Annotated in this window: 16 protein-coding genes; 8 read left to right on the top strand and 8 right to left on the bottom strand. The window is 73.3% G+C overall.

Annotated elements, in window-relative coordinates; all coding sequences use genetic code 11:
* The first annotated feature begins 132 nt into the window (after positions 1–132).
* From PV364_RS15290 to PV364_RS15270, 5 genes are all read left to right on the top strand, one after another.
* The gene (locus PV364_RS15290; protein WP_319660485.1) at positions 133–3,987 is read left to right on the top strand and encodes a S8 family peptidase; all 3,855 of its coding nucleotides are present in this window, start codon (positions 133–135) and stop codon (positions 3,985–3,987) included.
* A 149-nt stretch (positions 3,988–4,136) separates the two neighbouring features.
* The gene (locus PV364_RS15285) at positions 4,137–5,138 is read left to right on the top strand and encodes a helix-turn-helix domain-containing protein (protein WP_319660484.1); all 1,002 of its coding nucleotides are present in this window, start codon (positions 4,137–4,139) and stop codon (positions 5,136–5,138) included.
* 205 nt (positions 5,139–5,343) lie between these two features.
* Positions 5,344–6,006 (top strand): hypothetical protein, encoded by a 663-nt coding sequence (locus PV364_RS15280; RefSeq protein ID WP_319660483.1) that lies wholly within the window; start codon positions 5,344–5,346, stop codon positions 6,004–6,006.
* 273 nt (positions 6,007–6,279) lie between these two features.
* Positions 6,280–6,534, top strand: coding sequence for an acyl carrier protein (locus PV364_RS15275; protein WP_319660482.1), 255 nt, complete (start codon positions 6,280–6,282; stop codon positions 6,532–6,534).
* A gap of 405 nt (positions 6,535–6,939) precedes the next feature.
* Positions 6,940–7,242 carry a hypothetical protein gene (locus PV364_RS15270; protein WP_319660481.1) on the top strand — a complete coding sequence of 101 codons (303 nt, stop codon included), beginning with the start codon at positions 6,940–6,942 and terminating at the stop codon, positions 7,240–7,242.
* Between the two features lie 109 nt (positions 7,243–7,351).
* Here PV364_RS15270 and PV364_RS15265 read toward each other — a convergent pair whose 3' ends face one another.
* The 3 genes from PV364_RS15265 to PV364_RS15255 all read right to left on the bottom strand — a co-directional run bounded on the left by PV364_RS15265 (position 7,352) and on the right by PV364_RS15255 (position 11,574).
* Positions 7,352–8,710 carry an FAD-binding oxidoreductase gene (locus PV364_RS15265; RefSeq protein ID WP_319660480.1) on the bottom strand — a complete coding sequence of 453 codons (1,359 nt, stop codon included), beginning with the start codon at positions 8,708–8,710 and terminating at the stop codon, positions 7,352–7,354.
* A 157-nt stretch (positions 8,711–8,867) separates the two neighbouring features.
* Complete coding sequence (gene sthA, locus PV364_RS15260) at positions 8,868–10,271, bottom strand: Si-specific NAD(P)(+) transhydrogenase (protein ID WP_319660479.1); 1,404 nt, start codon at positions 10,269–10,271, stop codon at positions 8,868–8,870.
* 55 nt (positions 10,272–10,326) lie between these two features.
* Positions 10,327–11,574 (bottom strand): glycosyl hydrolase, encoded by a 1,248-nt coding sequence (locus PV364_RS15255; RefSeq protein ID WP_319660478.1) that lies wholly within the window; start codon positions 11,572–11,574, stop codon positions 10,327–10,329.
* 341 nt (positions 11,575–11,915) lie between these two features.
* Between PV364_RS15255 and PV364_RS15250 the strand changes: the two genes are divergently transcribed.
* Positions 11,916–13,010 (top strand): LacI family DNA-binding transcriptional regulator, encoded by a 1,095-nt coding sequence (locus PV364_RS15250; protein ID WP_319660477.1) that lies wholly within the window; start codon positions 11,916–11,918, stop codon positions 13,008–13,010.
* A 702-nt stretch (positions 13,011–13,712) separates the two neighbouring features.
* Here PV364_RS15250 and PV364_RS15245 read toward each other — a convergent pair.
* On the bottom strand, positions 13,713–14,183 hold the full coding sequence (locus PV364_RS15245) for a helix-turn-helix domain-containing protein (protein ID WP_319660476.1): 471 nt from the start codon (positions 14,181–14,183) through the stop codon (positions 13,713–13,715).
* Between the two features lie 105 nt (positions 14,184–14,288).
* Here PV364_RS15245 and PV364_RS15240 point away from each other — a divergent pair, with 105 nt between their 5' ends.
* Together PV364_RS15240 and PV364_RS15235 are read left to right on the top strand one after the other, a co-directional pair.
* Positions 14,289–15,866, top strand: a complete 1,578-nt coding sequence (locus PV364_RS15240; RefSeq protein WP_319660475.1) for an MFS transporter — start codon at positions 14,289–14,291, stop codon at positions 15,864–15,866.
* A gap of 12 nt (positions 15,867–15,878) precedes the next feature.
* Entirely contained in the window at positions 15,879–16,316 is a 438-nt protein-coding gene (locus tag PV364_RS15235; protein WP_319660474.1) for a PaaI family thioesterase, read from the top strand.
* Here the strand turns inward: PV364_RS15235 and PV364_RS15230 are convergent.
* The 4 genes from PV364_RS15230 to PV364_RS15215 are packed head-to-tail and all read right to left on the bottom strand — an operon-like array spanning position 16,310 to position 18,991.
* Complete coding sequence (locus tag PV364_RS15230) at positions 16,310–16,981, bottom strand: alpha-ketoglutarate-dependent dioxygenase AlkB (RefSeq protein ID WP_319660473.1); 672 nt, start codon at positions 16,979–16,981, stop codon at positions 16,310–16,312. The genes PV364_RS15235 and PV364_RS15230 overlap by 7 nt on opposite strands.
* Entirely contained in the window at positions 16,969–17,736 is a 768-nt protein-coding gene (locus tag PV364_RS15225) for an ABC transporter substrate-binding protein (protein WP_319660472.1), read from the bottom strand. The genes PV364_RS15230 and PV364_RS15225 overlap by 13 nt, the downstream gene beginning before the upstream one ends.
* Positions 17,733–18,467 (bottom strand): 2OG-Fe(II) oxygenase, encoded by a 735-nt coding sequence (locus PV364_RS15220; protein ID WP_319660471.1) that lies wholly within the window; start codon positions 18,465–18,467, stop codon positions 17,733–17,735. Before PV364_RS15220 ends, PV364_RS15225 begins: the two co-directional genes overlap by 4 nt.
* Before the next feature lie 14 nt (positions 18,468–18,481).
* Positions 18,482–18,991, bottom strand: a complete 510-nt coding sequence (locus PV364_RS15215; RefSeq protein WP_319660470.1) for a methylated-DNA--[protein]-cysteine S-methyltransferase — start codon at positions 18,989–18,991, stop codon at positions 18,482–18,484.
* Between the last annotated feature and the right edge of the window lie 33 nt (positions 18,992–19,024).

The following is a 19,024-nucleotide window of genomic DNA, read 5'->3' as shown; positions in this document are numbered from 1 at the left end:
TCACGGCGGCTTCCCGTGGCGCCGTTGTGACATGTCGCAGCTGTGACACCTGAGGCCGGTGACATGCCCGTCGCCACAGCAGATTCTGTCGGACAGCGCGTGACGTCCAGCTGTACGAAAGGTGCTTGGCTGATGGCATGGATCCGCCTGACGGCGGCAATATCGACAGGACTGTTGCTGACCGCCGGAGGCGTATCGTCCGCCTCCGCCCGAACACCCCAGGAGACCGCGGCGCGACCCGCCGGCGGCCAGGGCGCGTCGTCCGTGACCGTACGCCTGGTGACCGGCGACCGTGTGACGGTGACGCCCGGCACCGACGGCCGCACCATCGCGTCGGTCGAGCCCGGGCCGGGCCGCGAGGGGATCGTCTTCCGTACGTACCAGGAGGACGGCGGGAACTTGACGGTGCTGCCGTCGGACGCCGCGGACCTGGTCTCCGCCGGGACGCTGGACCGGCGTCTGTTCGACGTCTCCACCCTGATCGCCCAGGGCTACGACGAGGCCCGCACCTCCGCGCTGCCGCTCATCGTCTCCGGCGGCCCGCAGGGCGGCGTGGCCCGGACGACGGCGAAGAGCGAGAAGGCCGCGGCCGCCGTCGCGGACCGGGTCGCCGCGTTCAACGAGGCATCGGCCCCGGCACGGACCCTCGCCAGCATCGACGCGCGGTCGCTGCGCGTCGCGGACGAGGACCTCGGCGCCTTCTGGAAGGCGCTGAACCCGGGCGCCGCCCAGGGTGCCGCGCGCGCCGCCGCGACCCCGCGGGTGTGGCTGGACGGCCGCGTTGCGCCCGTGCTGGACCGCAGCACGGCGCAGATCAACGCGCCGGCGGCGTGGAAGGCCGGGTACGAGGGCCAGGGCGTGAAGGTGGCCGTGCTGGACACCGGCGTGGACGCCACCCACCCCGATCTGGCGGGCCGGATCGCGGAGTCGAAGGACTTCTCGGGCAGCGGGAACACCGTGGACCACTTCGGGCACGGCACGCATGTGGCGTCGATCGTCGGCGGCACGGGCGCGGCGTCCTCCGGCTCCCGCAAGGGCGTGGCTCCGAAGGCGGAGCTGCTGGTCGGGAAGGTGCTCGGTGACGACGGCTACGGCTCGGAGTCGCAGGTCATCGACGGCATGGAGTGGGCGGCCGCCGAGCACGCCAAGGTCGTCAACATGAGCCTCGGCTCCGACGACCCGACCGACGGCACCGACCCCATGAGCCAGGCCCTCAACACGCTGTCCGCCTCGGGCGACACCCTGTTCGTCGTCGCGGCGGGCAACGCGGGCGAGAACGGCGAGTCCACGATCGGCTCGCCCGGTGCGGCCGACGCCGCGCTGACGGTGGGCGCCGTGGACCGCGACGACTCCCTCGCCCCCTTCTCCAGCCGCGGCCCGCGGCTGGGCGACAAGGCGGTCAAGCCGGATGTGACGGCGCCGGGCGTGGGCATCGTGGCCGCGCGTGCCGCGGGCACCACGATGGGCGACCCTGTCGACGCCAACTACACGGCGGCGTCGGGTACGTCGATGGCGACCCCGCACGTCGCGGGTGCCGTCGCGCTGATCGCCCAGCAGCACCCCGGCTGGACCGGTCAGCAGTTGAAGGACGCGCTCATCAGCACCGCGCACACCGTGTCCGGCACCAAGGTGACCGAGCAGGGCGGCGGCCGGATCGACGTCGCCGCGGCGATGCGCGCGGTCACGGCGACCGGCAGCGTGTCCCTGCCCGCCGTCCAGGTGGGCGGCGAGCGCCGGCAGTCGGGAACCCTGCACTACACCAACACCGGTGACAAGGCCGTCGACCTGAAGCTCACGGTGGACCTGGCCACCGCCGACGGCGTGGCCCTGACGACCGGTGTCGTCACACCCGGCACGAGCACCGTGCACCTCGCCCCCGGCGCGTCCGCCGACGTGCCGCTGAGCACGGACGCCAAGAACGCCAAGCGCGGCGCCTACTACGGCTACGCCACCGCGACCGGCGCGGACGGCGCCGTGGTCGCCCACACCACCCTCTCCCTGGTCGTGCACGCGCCGCTGCACCGGCTCACCGTGATCTCCCGCGACCGCGCGGGCAAGGTGCTGCCGGGCTGGCTGCCGACGATCTGGGGCCAGGACGGCTTCGTCTCGTACACCAGCGCCGACCCCGCGGTCGCCGTCGTGGAGGAGGGCACCTACCAGGCCGACTTCAGCAGCCTGGACAACGCCGCGGACGGCCAGGAACTGGTCGAGGTGATCAACCCGCAGGTGAAGGTCACCAAGGACACCACGGTGACGCTGGACGCCTCCAAGGTCACCCCGGTGCAGATCCGCACGCCCAAGCCCGCCGAGCAGCACGGTGTCATCAGCTACCAGACATACCGGAAGATCGAGGGACACGGCCTGATCCAGGGCGTGATGTTCTTCGACGTCGCCAAGCGCATCTACGTCAGCCCGACCGCCCAGGTCACCGACGGCACCTTCGAGTTCGCCTCACGGTGGCAGATGACGGCGCCGCAGCTGCGGGCGAAGGTGTCCGGCACCTCGGCGCCCTTCGCCCCGTACTACCTGCCGGCCTCCCCGGTCCTCGACTCCAAGGGCGTCAGGCTGACCGCGGTGGACGCCGGCGCGGGCACCGCCGCCGATCTCAAGGCCGCCCACGTGCGCGGGAAACTCGCCGTCATCCGCTACGACTTCGGCAACGACGCCGAGCTGGCGAAGGCCGCCGCGGCCGCCGGGGCCAAGGCGCTCATGCTCGTCATGCCGCAGGGCTTCTACCCCTGGACGCGCTGGCAGCCGGAGGGCGACCGCCTCGCGCTGCCGGTGATGCGCGCCGGTGCGAAGGAGGGCACCGACCTGCTCGGGCGTGCCGGGAAGCGCACGACCACCGTGGACTTCTCCGGCACGGTGAAGAGCCCCTACCTGTACGACGTGCTGCAGGTGTCCCAGCAGCGCATCCCCGAGAAGGTGGTGTACACCGTCAGCGACCGCAACAGCGCGGTCGTGAAGGCCTCCTACGCCCGTACCGGAGCCTCGGCCTGGGGCAGCGAGCAGCGCTTCGGATGGCGGCCCTACCAGAGCACCGCCTGGAGCGAGACCGCGCGCGACGTGCCGATGGGCCAGGAGCGCGTGGAGTACGTGACGGCCGGGGACACGCTGTGGAGCCACATCGTGCACCACGACACGGTCATGGACCGCGACATCGCGCTGGGCGTCGGCATGCGGGACGCCGCCCACACCTACAGGCCCGGACAGCGCGCCACGGAGAAGTGGTTCGCGGGCCCGGTGCGTCCGTCGATCCCGCACGGTGTGACGGGCTGGCCCGGTTCGGTGCGCAACGGCGACACCCTGTCGCTGTACATCCCGGAGTTCACCGACTCCCAGGCCGGCCACTGGTCGTTCGCGGAGGTCAGCGCGCTGGGTGGCGGTATCGGCACCGGTGCCGCCGTGTCCGCGGTGGGTGACCCGAGCGACGTCGCCCACGCGGAGGTGTACCGCAACGGCCGGCTCGTGGCGCAGTCCGACTCCGGTGCGTGGGGCGGCTTCGAGGTGCCCGCGGGCAAGGCCGGCTACCGGCTGGACCTGACCACCGCCCGCACCTCCGCCGACTGGCGGTTCGGCACCGGCACGAAGACGTCCTGGACGTTCACCTCGGACACCGCGGCGACGGCCACGCTGCTGCCGCTGCTCCAGGTCGACTACAGCGCGCCGGTGGACCTCCACAACGCGGTGGATTCGCGGCGGTCGCACACCTTGGGTCTGAACGTGCGGATGCCGGACGGCCTGGCCGCCCCGCGCGGGGTCACGCTCAAGGTCGAGGCGTCGTACGACGACGGCCGGACCTGGACCACGGCCCGCACCAAGCGGCTCGGCGGCGGTACGGGCTTCAGCGCCGGTGTGGAACGGCCGTCCCGGCTGCACGGGGACGCGTACGTGACGCTGCGGGTCACCGCCACCGACAGCGCGGGCCACAGCGTGCGGCAGACGATCGACCGCGCCTACCTGCACCGCGGCCCCTCGGGGCGGTGACGCAGGTCGGGCGGCACGACTGACCGACGGCGGGTGCCGGGGCGCGGGCCCCGGCACCCGCCGTTTGCTTGCCCGGCGGGGGCATGCCGTGCAAACTTCAACGGGCCGTTCCGCTTATGGGGCCGGCCGCGGCGAGGGAGGGGCACGGCATGCTGGAGGCTGCAGGCCTCACGGGGATCGAGGAGACGGTGTACCGGCTCCTGGTCGGGACCGCGACCGCGTCGGCCCAGGAGGTCGCCGACCAGACCGGACTCCCGCGCGAGTCCGTCGAGGCCGTCCTGGCGGCCCTGCGCGGCAAGGGACTCGCCAGCCCCACCGACCGCGACCCGCTGCACTACGCCGCGGTACCGCCCGACGTGGCGCTGCTGCCGCGGCTGCAACGCCACGCCGACGCGCTCGACAAGGCCCGCACCGCCGTCACCGACCTGCTCGACAGCTACCGCAGCACCCGCCGCAGGCACGACCCCGGCCAGCTCATCGAGGTGATCACCGGCGCCGAGGCGCTGCGCCAGCACCTGCGCCAGATGCAGGACAACGCGCGCCACGAGATGCTCTGGTTCTGCAAGGCCCAGTACGTCGCGATGCCCTCGGGCAGCAACCGCGCGGAGTACGACGCCCTCGCCCGCGGGGTGCGCTACCGCGTGCTGTACGAGCAGGCCTTCTTCGACGACGAGGGCGCCATCGACAACGTCGTCGAGGGAGTGCGCGCCGGCGAGATCGCCCGTTCCGTCCCGCACCTCCCGCTGCGTCTGGCCGTCTCCGACCGGGCCATCGCCATCTGCCCGCTGGTCCCCGGCGGGCCCCAGGGCAGTCCGAACGAGGCGACGGCCGCCCTCGTGCGCGGCAGCAGCCTGCTGGAGGCGCTCATCTCGCTCTTCGAGCGCTACTGGGAGACCGCGGTCCCCCTCAACGTGAGCGCCTCCGGCGGGGTCGAGGGAAGCGACGGTGTCATCGACTCCGACCCGCTCTCCGAGACCGACCGCCGGCTGCTCTCGCTGCTCGTGGCGGGTGTCGCCGACAAGGCCATCGCCAGTCAGATGGGGCTGAGCCGGCGTACCGTACAGCGGCACATCCAGCACATGATGACGCTCGCCGGCGCGGACACGCGGATGCAGCTCGCCTGGCAGGCCGCCCGCCGCGGCTGGCTCTGAGTCGCGCCACGACCAGGTGATATGATGATGCGTCAGAACTGGGCGGCCGGCGGCCGAGGCGGGTCGGGGCCGCGCGGGCGGCGGCCCGGGGGACCGGTGCGGGCCGGTCCCGCCGGGGCGCGGGCGGCGGCTTCCCGGACGCTGCCGTTGGCCAAAGCTTCTCGCCCTCGTCGCGGACCCGGCCGGTTGGTGGGAGGCTTGAACCATGAGTACCCGCCTACCAGCGGGTTCCGTGGAGCAGGCTGCCCTGCCGTCCTGGTCGCCCATGCTGGCGGTGGCCGGTCCGCTGCCCGGGCCGGAGGACGAGGCGCAGTACGGGTTCGAGCCGCTCTTCAACGGTGCCCGAGTTCTCGTCCATCTACCGGGGGACGGCCGGGTTCGGCTGATCTCCGGGATCGGCCAGGACGTCACGAGCGTGTATCCCGAACTACGACAACTGCCCGACGTGCTGCCACCCGGGTTGGTCGCCGTCCTCGACGGCGAGATCATCACCCTGGGAAAGCACGGCGGTCCGTCCATGGAGCGGCTGCAGCGGCGGATGAGTCTGCGGCACCCGGCGGCCGTGGAGCAGGCGGCCGTGGACATGCCGGCCCGGCTGATGGTCTACGACATCCTCCACCTGGGGGAGCCGGTGCTGCACTCCCCGTACACCGCGCGCCGCGCCCTCCTGGACGACCTGGGCATGTCCGGCCCCTTCGTCGCCGTCCCGCCGTACTGGCCGGCGATGGCGGAGGAAGCGCTGCAGCACATCCGTCAGGAGGGGTATGACGGCATCGTGGCGAAACGGCTGACCAGCCCCTATCTACCGGGGCGGCGCAGCCGCGACTGGATCAAGATCAAGAACATGCATCCTGGCGAGTCCCACTGATTCCTGCCGGCCGCCGCCGCGGCGGCCGGCCCTCGTGGGGCCGTGTGCCGGTGCCGTCCGTCCGGCCGTCCCGCCGGAGCGTTTCTCCCTTCTCTCTCCTCCCTTGTGTGTCCCGTGCTCCCGCGTGTCCGGCGGGAGCACGGGACGCGCCCGTCCGCCTCCGTTTCGTGACCGCCGCGGGGGCGTTCCCCGCTGTTCCCGGGGTAGTGGCCGAGCGACCGCCGGGGTACGCGTATCCCGCAGCAGCCGATGGGGAGAAGAGGGCGCAAGGACATGACGCATGACGTCGCGCAGATCGTCCGCAGGGCCGTCGCCGAGTACGCGGGCGTGCCGGAGGACGAGGTGGTGCCCGAGGCGACCTTCGCCGGGCTCGGGCTCGGGGACCGGGGCAAGCAGCAGGCGGCCGACGCCGTGGAGCGCAAAGTGGGCGTGATGCTGCTGGCCGACGAGGTCGAGCGGATGGGGACGGTGGGCGACCTCGTCGACACCGTGTCGGGGAAGCTCTCCGAGCAACTCTCGTCAGGCTGATCGCGCACTCTCGGTAGTCGCACACACTGCGTGGCCGGTGGGAACCCTGCGCACCCGGTGGTGGTGACGCTGCACCCAAATCCCCTGTGAGGCAGGGGATTTGGGCTGCGGACGAGGTGTCAGGAGGTGCCGTTCCCGACCTCCGGAAGCCATGTTTATTTGTCCGAGTTCACGTAATTTGTCGGAAACCTTTGACTCTGGGCCACTAACGTGCCTACGGTGCAAATGGGACGCCTTCAACTAGGCACATCGGATACGGCGTTCCACACCAGTGATGGTGTGCCCCGTCCCAAGGACCCGGGCACATCCCGGTCGCACCGGGGTCACGCGCACGAAGCCGGTGCGACGGCGACCAAGTCCTTTTGGTCGCGCATCCCAAACACGTTCACACCCCAAGGGAACGACATGCGCGCGAACAAGAACACCACTCGCAGGATTGTCGCAGCGGCCTTTGTTGCTCCGCTGCTGGCCTTCGCCGGTGCGTCAGCAGCCAGTGCGGCCACGCCGCACGAGACCGCTCCGCAGGCAGTCGCCTCCGCGCACAGCTGGGGCGGCGGCTGGGGCGGTGGCTGGGGCCACGGTGGCTGGGGCGGCGGCTGGGGCCACGGCTGGGGCGGCTACGGCTGGGGCCACGGTGGCTGGGGCGGCGGCTGGGGCGGCTACGGCTGGGGCCCGGGCTACGGAGGCTACTACGGCTTCTTCCGCTGAGGTCTGACGATCTGAGCAGAACAGTGACAGTACGACAGGGCCGCCACCTCGCCCGAGGTGGCGGCCCTGCCGCGTGCGCTGGTGGGGGCGGTCGCGGCGGACGGCGTACTCACCGGGGGAACGAGTGGAAGAGCCCGTCGGGGTCGTGCCTCTCGCGCAGCGCGCCGAGCCGCGCCCAGTCCGCCGCCGTGTACGACCTGCGGGCGTGCGAGTCGTCCGCGGTCAGGTCCGCTTCGGCGATGTAGTGCCCGGTCCCGAGCGGGGCGACGGCCGCCATCGCCCCGCGCAGCCACCGGACGTTGGCCTCGTCCCGCGACGGGTCGTCCCAGACCGCGTACGCGGAGACCTTGGCGTCGCCGAGGACGGAGAAGGCCGTGTCGCCCAGCAGCCGAGGGTTCCGTGAGGCCGGCGCGAGCGCGGCAAGGACGAGGGACTTCGCCGAGGGCGCCCGGCCGAGGGCGTCGCCGAGCCGGGTCAGCAGCGTCCCCGGGTCGGCGTGGGACCAGACGGTGTCGGCCGCGTAGCGGTGCCCCTCCGGCCAGAGTGCGGCGGTGCGCGCGTACAGGGCCTGCATCGAGGTGGGCTCCGCGACGGCCCGGAGCAGCGGAGCGACGGTGAACGGCGGCTCGGCGAGCGGTGCCAGCGCGCGGGCCGCCTCGTCGTGCGAGCCGGCGAACGCGGTGCCTGACAACGAGAGGACCACCTCCCCGGAGGCGGGATCGGTCGACAGGGTGAGGACGACCTCCACGTCGGCGGGCAGGGCCCCGGCGGCGTCGGCGACCCAGTCGGCGAGCGACTCGACCTCGCCGAGGTGGCACACGTACGACGTGGTGGCGATCGCCGCCGGACCAGGCCACAGGGCCAGCCGGAAGGCGGTCACGACCGCGAAGAAGCCCGGTCCCGCGCCCCGCGCCGCCCAGAACAGATCGGCGTTCTCCCGTTCGTCGCAGCGCACCACCTCGCCGTCCGCCGTGACGGCCTCGATCGCGCGCACGCTCGCGCAGGCCGGGCCCCACGCGCCGGAGTTCCAGCCGAGGCCCCCGCTGAGCAGGTAGCCGCCGAGCGCGACCGCGGCGCCGTGACCGGTGGGGAAGGCCAGGCCGGCCCCGGCGAGGACGCGCGTGAACTCCCCGGACGGGAGCCCGGGCTCGACGGTCGCCGTGGCACGCGCGGGATCGACGACGCAACGGCGCAGGGCCGACAGGTCGAGCAGCATCCCGCCGTCGCGCAGGGGCGCGCCGCACCAGCTGTGGCCGCCCGAGCGGACCGCGACCCGCAGGCCCTCGGCGCGGGCCGTCGCGATCGCCGCCGGGACGTCGCGCACGGAGGCGGCGCGGACGATCACATCGGGGCGGCGGTCCGGCCGGTACCCGTTCCACAGCAGGCCGGCCCGGACGTCCTCGTAGCCGGCGTCGCCCTTGCGGACGATCGGCCCCTCGACGCCCGGAACCCGTGCGGGATCGCTCATGACGACCTCCTGGCCGCCGTCAGGCGGAGTGCCGCGTGCGTCGTCCCAGGCTAACCGCACGTCGCACGGGCCGCCCGTGGTCACGGCGGCCGCGGGGGCCGGGGTCTCCCCTGCCACCGCCGGGAGGTATCGCCGGGTCCGCGGCCGCCGTGCGGGCTCAGCCGGTGAGCCGGTCGATCTGGCGGATCTTGTTGGTCGCGTCGAGCGCGGCCACCTTGTAGGACTCGGCGAGCGTCGGGTAGTTGAACACGGCGTCCACCAGGTAGTCGACCGTACCGCCGCAGCCCATCACGGCCTGGCCGATGTGCAGCAGCTCGGTCGCCCCGGAGCCGAAGCAGTGCACGCCGAGCAGCGTGCGGTCCTCGGGCGACACCAGCAGCTTCAGCATGCCGTGGGAGTCGCCGATGATCTGGCCGCGGGCCAGCTCGCGGTAGCGCGAGATGCCGACCTCGAACGGCACGTTGTCATCGGTCAGCTGGTCCTCGGTGCGGCCGACGAAGCTGATCTCGGGGATGGTGTAGATGCCGATCGGCTGCAGGCCCCGCATCGCGTTCACCGGCTCCTCGCACGCGTGGTACGCGGCGGCCCGGCCCTGCTCCATCGAGGTCGCGGCCAGCGCGGGGAAGCCGATCACGTCGCCGACGGCATAGATGTGCGGCACCGCGGTCCGGTAGTGCTCGTCGACGGTTATCCGCCCGCGCTTGTCCGCGGCCAGTCCCGCCTTGCCGAGGTCGAGCTCCTCGGTGAGCCCCTGCCGGCCCGCCGAGTACATGACGGTGTCCGCGGGGATCTTCTTGCCGCTCGCCAGCAGGGTCAGCGCCCCGGTGGCGTGCCGCTCGACGGCCGCCACGGTCTCGCCGAAGCGGAAGGTCACGGCCAGGTCCCGCAGGTGGTACTTGAGGGCCTCGACGATCTCGACGTCGCAGAAGTCCAGCATGCCGTCGCGCTGCTCGACCACCGTCACCTTGGTGCCGAGCGCGGCGAACATCGAGGCGTACTCGATGCCGATGACCCCGGCGCCGACGATCACCATCGAGCGCGGGACCCGCTCGAGGTTCAGCACGCTGTCGGAGTCCATGATCGTGCGGTCGTCGAACTCGACACTCGCGGGACGGGCCGGCCGGGTGCCCGTCGCGATCACGATGTGCCCCGCCGTCACCAGCGTGTCCTGGCCCGAGGCGTCCCGCACGGCGACGGTGCGCTCGTCCACGAAGCGGCCGGTGCCCGGCAGCATCGCGACCCGGTTGCGCGCCAGTTGGCTGCGGATCACGTCCACCTCCCGGCTCACCACGTGCTGGGTGCGCGCGGTGAGGTCGGCGACGGTGATGTCCTCCTTGAGGCGGTAGCTCTGCCCGTACATGTCGCGCTGGGTCAGGCCGGTGAGGTACAGCACCGCCTCGCGCAGGGTCTTCGACGGAATGGTGCCGGTGTGGATGGAGACGCCGCCCAGCATGTCGGGGCGGTCGACGATGGCGACCCGGCGGCCGAGCTTGGCCGCGGCGATGGCGGCCTTCTGGCCGCCCGGGCCGGATCCGATGACGAGCAGGTCGAATTCGGTCACGGGCCGAGTCTGACAGGGGGCGACACTCCGGGGAAAGGGAGGTCCCGGGTCGGGGTCAGCGGGCCTCGGCGACGGTGAGGACCTCGGTGATGCCGCGCGCGGCCAGATGCGCCGGGTCCTCGGCGAGCCCGGCCAGGACGAGGGCCGGCCGGACCCCGCGCGCGGTGAGGGCCGCCCAGGCCTCGAACACCTCGCCCCCCGGGGCGCAGATGGCGCGGCGCGGCGCCGTGTCGGGGTCGCCGACGTCCACGACGAGAGCGGTGGTACGGGGGAGCGGAGCCGGTGCGGGCCCTGAACGCAGTTCCCCGGCGGCCCGGGCGACGGCGGCGCCCGCCGGTTTCACACGGCGGTCGTTGCCGAGCAGACCGAGCGTGTACTCCAGCTCCGGGAAGTCGGCCAGGCTCCGCGCGACGTCGTGGGAGCACCACCAGGTGATGCCCCACACGTCCGTGCAGTCCAGCGCGTTGGCGATGGTGGCCGACGCGAAGGCCGCCGCGTGGTCCGGCGGGATCAGTGGCGCGGGGGCGCCGACCTCCTGGAGCCAGACGGGACGGTGCGGGTCGGTGGCCCACGCCTTGGAGAGCTCGACGAGGTACGCGGCGTGGTGCTCGGTGGCGACCCCCGCGTGGCCGTGGCGCTGGGCGGTGCCGTTGAAGACCCAGGAGTGGACGGCGGTGGCGAAGCCGAGGCGGGCGGCCTGACCGGGTGTGAAGGCGTGGTCGTCCTGGTACCAGGCCGCGTCGTACTCCGCGTGCAGGTGCAGCTTGCCGGGGGCGCCGCGCTCGCACGCGTCCAGCATCAGGCGCAGCCACGCCTCGGCCTGTGCGGGGCCGATGCGGTCCGGGTCCGGGTGCGGCGGTCCGGAGAACTGGTTGATTTCGTTGCCGACCGTCATGCCGAGGAAGTTGGGCCGGTCGGCGAGGGCCGCGGCCAGGGTGCGCAGGTACTCGGCCTCCGCCGCGACGACGTCGGGGTCGGTGAAGATGTTCCGCCGGTGCCAGGTGCCGGTCCAGGCGGGCAGGAAGTCGAAACTGGACAGATGGCCCTGCAGGCCGTCGACGTTGACGTCCAGGCCGCGTTCCGCGGCGGCGTCGACGAGGGCCACCAACTGCTCGACCGCCCGCGGCCGGATCAGCGCGCGGTTGGGCTGGAACAGCGGCCACAGCGGGAAGACCCGGATGTGGTCCAGGCCCAGGCCGGCGATGGAGTCGAGGTCGGCGCGGACCGCGTCGAGGTCGAAGTCCAGCCAGTGGTGGAACCAGCCCTGGCTCGGGGTGTAGTTGACGCCTAGGCGCGGGGTCATGGCAGGTCCAGGTGGCGAGGGGCGGGCGCGGGCGGCACGCCGGGGCTGTCGGGCGGGCCGGGGGAGTGGCCGTGCCGCGACCGGCTTCGGCCGGGGGAGCCGGCCGCCGGCGCCCACGCCAAACTGGCATCGCGCCCCCGGTAAAGTCAACTCGCTCCGGGCAAAGCCTTTTTGCGTCTGAGAATCCGCAGGTCACCGCCCTGGTGAAGAATACGGGGAGGAGCTGCTAATGCGCTTTAGGAGAACGCCGCTCAAGCGCTATAGCAGCGCGTGGTGTTCCGCGGGTGGATACTGGCACACCACAGCGGGGACACGGGGCGGCGAGCGGAGGGAGGGGTCCGATGACGGCGTACGAGCGGCCGCAGGACCCGGCGCCCGGGGGCCGCGCCGACCGGCGCGGCCCGGCACGCCGCCCGACCATGAAGGACATCGCCCGCCGGGCGGGGGTGTCCGAGAGCGCGGTCTCCTTCGCCCTCAACGACCGGCCCGGCGTGTCCGACGCCACGCGCCGCCGGGTCCGCGCGGTCGCCGAGCAACTGGGCTGGCAGGCCAGTACCGCCGCCCGCGCGCTGTCCGGCGAGGGCGCGGCCACGGTCGGCCTGGTCCTGGCCCGGCCGGCCAACACCCTCGGCCTCGAGTCGTTCTTCCTGCAACTCGTCTCGGGCCTCCAGGAGGTGCTGTCGGCGCGCCAACTGGGCCTGCTCTTCAGGGTGGTGGAGGACAGCGGGGCGGAGTGCGACGTCTACCGCAGATGGTGGGCGGAACAGCGGGTCGACGGGGTGATCGTGGTCGACCCCCACGCCGGCGACCCGCGCCCGGAACTCCTGGACTCCCTGGGCCTGCCCGCGGTCGTCATCGGCACCACACCGGACGGTGCCGCCGCGCGCCCCGGGATCTCCACCGTGTGGGCCGACGACACCGCCGCGATGGCCGCGATCGCCCGCCACCTCCACGCCCTCGGCCACCGCCGCGTCGTGCACGTCGCGGGGCCGCCGCACCTGTCGCACACCGCGCGCCGCCTCGCCTCGCTCCGCGCCGAGGCCGCGCGCCTCGGGGTGGCCGCGGCCCGCTCGGTCACCACGGACTACTCCGGCGAGCAGGGTGCCGAGGTCACGAGCCGCGTGCTGGCCGGCGCCGATCCGCCCACGGCGATCGTCTACGACAACGACGTGATGGCGGTGGCGGGCGCGGCCGTCGCCGCCCGGCGCGGGCTGTCCGTACCGGGCGACCTGTCCCTCGTCGCCTTCGACGACTCGCCGCTGTGCCGGACCACCCACCCTCCGCTGACCGCGCTCGTGCGGGACACCCTCGCGGTGGGGCGCTGTGCCGCGACGGAGCTGCTCGCGCTTCTCGCGGGCGGTTCGGCGCGCCGCGTCCAGGTGCCGACGCCGCGGCTCTGTGTGCGTGCCAGCACGGCCCCGCCTTCGGCGGCCTGACCGGTTTTCCCCCGCCCGCCCTCCCGGGTGCCCTGTGAAGTCAGTGACCCCGGCGCGCGTGTTGGGTGGGCCGGGTGCGGGGCCTCCGGGGCTGCACGTCCTGGACTGTGATATTTACGCGCGTTTCCAGCACTTGCTCATCCCGTCCCTGCCCGGATGGTGCGCACAAATATCCCGCAGCGTCCAGAACATCCACCCCTACGACCCCGCCCCCTCCGTCTCCATATGCGCCTGATCCCCGGTGGGGGGTGTGGGGGCGGTCCGGGGTGACCGCGGTTGCCTGACTCCACCCCTTCGGCCTGCCGCGCGAGCGCTGGCCCCGCGGACCGCGCCGGTGGGGGGTGTGGGGGCGGTGCGGGTGACCCCGGTTGCCTCACTCCACCCCGGCGGCCTGCCGCGAGACAGCGGGCCCCCTCGGACCGCGCTGCGCCAACGGTGGCCCGAGCACGGTGCCGCTTCTACCCCCCTCCGGGGATCAGGCGCATGACGAAACGGAGGGGGCGGGGTCGTAGGGGTGGGTGTTCTGGACTGTGGAGCATATTTGGGTGCATGACCCGGGGTGATCAGTTGAGGGTGCGTGAGGCACCGAAATGTGCTGTCCAGAATGGCCGGCCCCGGAGGCCCCGCACCCGGCCCCCACGAAACGCGCGCCGGGGTCACTGACTTCACGGGGCACCCGGGAGGGCGGGCGGGGGAAAGACCTCACGGGGTCCGGGGCCGCGCCCCGGGGCCGGGGTGGCGATCCACCTCGTCGCCTCCGGCGACGAGGTGCCCGTGCTCGCACATCAGCGCCACCTGCACGGACGCCCCGCACCCGTGGTGCGTCGCCAGCAGCGAGGGCCCCTCGGGATCGGCGAGATACTTGTCACCCCACGTGCGCAGCGCGCTGATCAGCGGGTAGAGGTCCTGCCCCATCGTGGTGAGGACGTACTCCGAGCGCCGGCGCGCGCCGGGTTCCTGGTAGTCGCGCAGCTCCAGCAGGCCCCGTTCGACCATGCCGTTCAGCCGGTCGCTGAGGACCGAGCGGGAGACGCCCAGGTGGTTCTGGATGTCGCTGAACCGCCGGACCCCGCGGGTGACCTCGCGGAGGATCAGCAGCACCCATGGCTGGCCGACGAGTTCGACGGCGCGCCCCACCGAGCAGTTCGAGACGTCCTGGTCGAGGTATTCCATGAGGCCGATCCTATCTGAGTTCTCCATAAGAACTCAGGGATGGTAGCGTGCGCCCCAACGGCTGAGTTCGAGAGTCGCACCCAGCCGAGGAGGGACACCCCACTCATGACACCCACGACCGCCGCCGGCGCGCCCGCCGCACCGGCGTCCACACAGAGCGAGCAGCCCGTTGCCGCCCGGCAGAGCCGGAGGCAGTGGATCGGATTCGTCGTCGCCAGCCTCGGCCAGATGGCGATGTTCGTGAACATCACCCAGACCGCGGCGGTCCTCGCGCCCCTCCAGCAGGACCTGCACGTATCCGGTGCCGCATTCGTCTGGATCGCCGGCATCTACTCGATGATGGTCGCGAGCTTCGTGCTCTCCGCCGGCACCGTCGGCGACATCCTGGGACGCCGCCGGGTCTTCGCCCTCGGCATGGCGCTCCTGGGCGCCGGCAGCCTCGTGGTCTTCCTGGCGTCCGGGGCCGGGACGGTGATCGTGGGCCAGGCGCTCATGGGCATCGGTGGCGCGGCGATCCTGCCCAACAGCCTGTCACTGGTGACCCACATGTTCCCCGACCCGCAGGAGCGGACCCGGGCGGTGGGCATCTGGGTCGCGGTGTCCGGGATCGGGCTCGCCTTCGGGCCCGTCGCGGCCGGGCTGATCCTGGAGCGCTTCTCCTGGAACGCGGTCTTCCTGGTCAACGTGGTCCTCGCGGTGGTCGTGCTGCTGCTCACGCCGCGCTTCGTCACCGAGAGCCGCCACCCGGGCCGCCACCTCGACCCGCCCGGCCTGGTGCTGGCCGTGATCGCGATCGGCGCGCTCAACTACGGTCTGGTCCAGGGCGGTCACAGCGGATACGGCACCTGGCAGGCGTCCGGCGCGTTCGTCCTCGCCGCCGTCGCGCTGGCGGCGTTCGTCGCGCACGAGTCCCGCACCCGCACGCCGATGCTCAATCTGCGGCTGTTCCGCAACCGGACCTTCGCCACGGCCAACGTCGTCGCCATGATCGGCCAGTACTCCTTCGTGGCCGTCGCCTTCGCCCAGGTGCTGTACTTCGAGCGGGTCCGGCACGAGTCGATCCTCGACGCGGGACTGCTGCTGCTGCCGGTGATGATCGCGTACGTACTGGTCAGCTACGTGGCCGCCGCCGTGGCCCGGCGCGTCGGCTTCAAGACGACCCTCGGCGCCGGGACGGTGCTCGCCGCGGTGGGCGCCCTGGCGATGACCGCGCAGACCCCCACCACGCCCGTCGTCGTCATCGCGGTGCTGATGGGCCTGTTCGGGGCCGGCGCGGGGCTCATCCTGCCCCCGGGGACGGCCGTGGCGGTCATCAGCGTGCCGCACACCGACGGCGGCATGGCCAGCGGCACGGTCAACCTCTTCCGCCAGGTCGGCGGAACCCTCGGCGCGACCGTCACCGGCACCGTCCTGACCAGCGGCCTCGCCTCACGGCTGCCGAACGCGCTCGCCGAGCGCGGCACCCCGTCCGCGGTCACCGGCCAGGTGGTCAAGGCGGTCGGCAGCGGCTCGTCCGGCGCGGGCCTGCCCGCGGGGCTGCGTGCCACCGTCGACTCCGCGGTCGGCGACGCGTTCTCGGGGGCACTGCACATCGCGGTGCTCATCCCGGGTGTGGCCATCGCCGCGGCGGCCGTCGCGGCCGTCGCACTGATCCGCAACCGTCCCACTCCGCAACAGCACTGAGGGAGCCCCGCCGTGCCCGAAGCAGCCCAGCCCGACTCCACCCCCGACGCCCACCTGGCCCCGGAGCGCGCGGGAGCCTTCCTCCGCGCCGTCGGGCTGCACCTCGACTCCGTCACCCCGACCGAGGTCCGCGGCCACCTCGAGGTGACGGCGGAGCACCACACACCGTGGGGCATCACCCACGGCGGGGTCCACACCACCGTCATCGAGAGCGTGGCCAGTGTCGGCGCGTCGGTCGCGGTGGAGTCCCGGGGGCAGTTCGCGGTCGGGGTCGGCAACCAGACGGACTTCCTGCGGTCGCACGTCACCGGGCGCCTCGACGTGGTCGGCAGGCCCATCCAGCAGGGGCGCAGCCTGCAACTGTGGCTCGTGGAGATCAACGACGAGTCCGGCAGGCCCGTCGCCCGCGGCCAGGTGCGGCTGTTCAACCGCGACCTGCCCGGTCACTGACCGGGGACGTCCGTCAGACCGGTGACCCGCAGGGTGAGGTTCAGCCGCCCGGCCGTGAGGCCGGTGGCCGGGTCACCGGTCCCGGGCAGGATCCTCGGGACCCCGTGGTACGCGAAGCGCGACGGCCCGCCGAAGACGAACAGGTCGCCGGAGGCCAGTTCCAGATCGGTGTAGGGGCGGTTGCGGTTCTCGGTGTTGCCGAAGCGGAAGACGCAGCTGTCGCCGATGGTCAGCGACACCACCGGGGCGCCGGACCGCTCGTCCTTGTCCTGGTGCATGCCCATCCGGGCGTCGGCGTCATAGAAGTTGATCAGAGCGGTGTCCGGTGCGTAGCCGTCGCCCGCCGAGGGGTCCTGGTACGCGTCCACCAGTGCCCGGCGGCCCAACTCGGCCAGCCAGTCGGGGAATTCCGCGACCCGGGCACCGTTCACGTCACCCGCCGTCCGGGTGTAGCGGTACGGCTGCCAGTGCCAGCCCACGCAGACCGTCTGCACCGACATCACACCGCCGCGCGGCAGCCTGGTGTGCCGCATGGGAACCGGCCCGGCGGCCCAGCCGCGGCACGCGGTCACGAGCCCGCGCTGCTCGTCCGGGCCGAGCCAGCCGGGCACGTGCACCGCGCCGGGTGCGACCTCCAGCCGGGGGCGGGGGATCAGGGCGACCATCGGACGCCCCCCGCGGCGGTACGGACCACCCAGCCGCGGTCGAAGTGCCAGACGCCGCCGTCGGGCGCCGCCCCGCGCATTCCCTGGAGCGCGGCCGTGCCGGTCGCGGCCGCGATGCGGGGGTCGCCGAGCGCGGCGAAGCCGGCCGTGCGAGCGGCGTCCCAGCCGGTGCCGCGCCGCAGCCGGCGGACGAGCTGGGCCCATCCTCGGGGCGCCGCCGCGACCGCCCAGGCGTCGGGGGCGTCCGCGGTCAGCCGCTGGGCCGGCCGCAGCCAGGAGGCCGCCTCCTCGGGCCAGTCCACGACGGCGGCGATCTCGCGGCCCGCCGCGCGCCAGGCGGCCGCGAAGGCCACCGCGGCGTCTCGGGAGGCCGCGTCGCGGCTGTGACCGACCGCGACGACCCGCGCGCCGCCCAGCAGGCCGAGGACGGCGGCCAACTCCGCCGCCGTGTGCGCGGCGGGCGCGGGTGGTTCCTCCAGGACGGCGAGATCACCGGCCGTGAGGAGGGGCGAGGGCGGGGGCGCCTCGTTGTCGGGGATGCGGGGCAGTTCCATGGTCTCCGGGTCCCTGTTCGCTCGGCTCGCTTTCCATTGTGCGTACTGGCGGGCCAGCGCCCGCAGCGCGCTGGGGCAGTCCAGCCTGCCGTAGAGCCGGCCGCGCCGGTGCCCGCCGAGGGTGCCGGGCACGGCGCTCGGGTACGGCGCTCCGTCCGGTCCGGTCAGGGTGTAGGCGCGGACGGGGCCGGAGCCGGTCACGTGGCGTCGTGGAGGACCAGCCCCAGCGTGTGCCGGCGGCCGGAGCGGACGGTGCTCACGCCGTGCCGCATGGGAGCGGCGGACCAGCCGCGCGCGGAGCGGACGGGGCGGTCGCGGGTGGTGAACACCAGCGCGTGGCCCTGGGGGAGCGCGGTGGACGAGCCCCGTGACTGGGCTCGCGCCCGCTGCTCGGTCATCAGGAACTCGCCGCCGGTGTAGTCGCCGCCCGGCCCGTCCAGGCCGATCACGACCTGGAGCGGGAAGACCAGTTCCCCGTACAGATCCTGGTGCAGCGCGTTCCAGTCGCCCGCGCCGTAGCGAAGCAGGATCGGGGTCGGCCGCCGCTGTCCCGCGGCGTGGCACATCCCCAGCCACTCCTCCAGGGTGTCCGGCCACGGCGCGGGGCGGCCGAGGCGGGCCGCCCAGTCCCGCGCGACGGGCAGCAGGCGGGGGTAGAACGCCTCGCGCAGTTCCCGTACGAGGTCCGGCAGCGGATGGGCGAAGTAGCGGTACTGGCCCGAGCCGAAGCGGTGCCGGGCCATGTCGACGGTGGAGCGGAAGCGTGCCGGTTCGTCGTACAGTCCGGCCACCGCGCGGCACTCGGCGGGGGTGAGGACGCGATGGGCGGTCAGGGCACTGCCGTACGCGTCGAGCTCGCCCGCGAGCGCGGGCCAGTCGGCGGCGGCGACCCGCTCGCGGGCCGCCGCCGGGGTGTGGGGGGTCGTGGTCATGAGGGTGCTCCCGGTCAGGCGGTGCGGCGGCCGGACTCCAGCGCCAGCAGGTGTTCCTTGCGGGACATGCCCCCGGCGTAGCCGGTCAGGGCGCCACTGGAGGCGACCACGCGGTGGCAGGGCCGGACGACCAGCAGCGGGTTGCGGCCGATCGCGGCGCCCACCGCGCGCGACGAGCTGCGCGGAATGCCGCACCGTTCGGCGACGTCGGCGTACGAGAGGGTCGTGCCGTAGCCGATGGTCTCCACGGTCTTCCACACCTGCTGCTGGAACGGGGTGCCGGCCGTGGTGAACTCGATGTCGAAGCAGGTCCGTTCGCCCGCGAAGTACGCCGTGAGCTGGCCGAGGATCTCGGCGAAGGCCGCCCGGTCCTCGCGCCAGCCGGCCTCGGGGGCCGCGACGCCGAACCTCTGCCCGGGAACGGACAGCGAAGTGAGCGCCGTACCGCCCTTGGCGGTCGCCGACTCCTCTCCGACGAGCAGGAGTTCGCCGAGCGGGCTGTGTGTCGTGGTGTAGACCGTCATCGGTCCGGTCCTTCCGTCGTTCGTGCGGTACGG

Origin of the sequence: Streptomyces sp. MI02-7b (assembly GCF_033793585.1) — a bacterium.
Taxonomy (GTDB): Bacteria; Actinomycetota; Actinomycetes; order Streptomycetales; family Streptomycetaceae; genus Actinacidiphila.
Note: the sequence above shows the minus strand (reverse complement) of the source record. Positions and strands in the feature narration are given on the sequence as shown.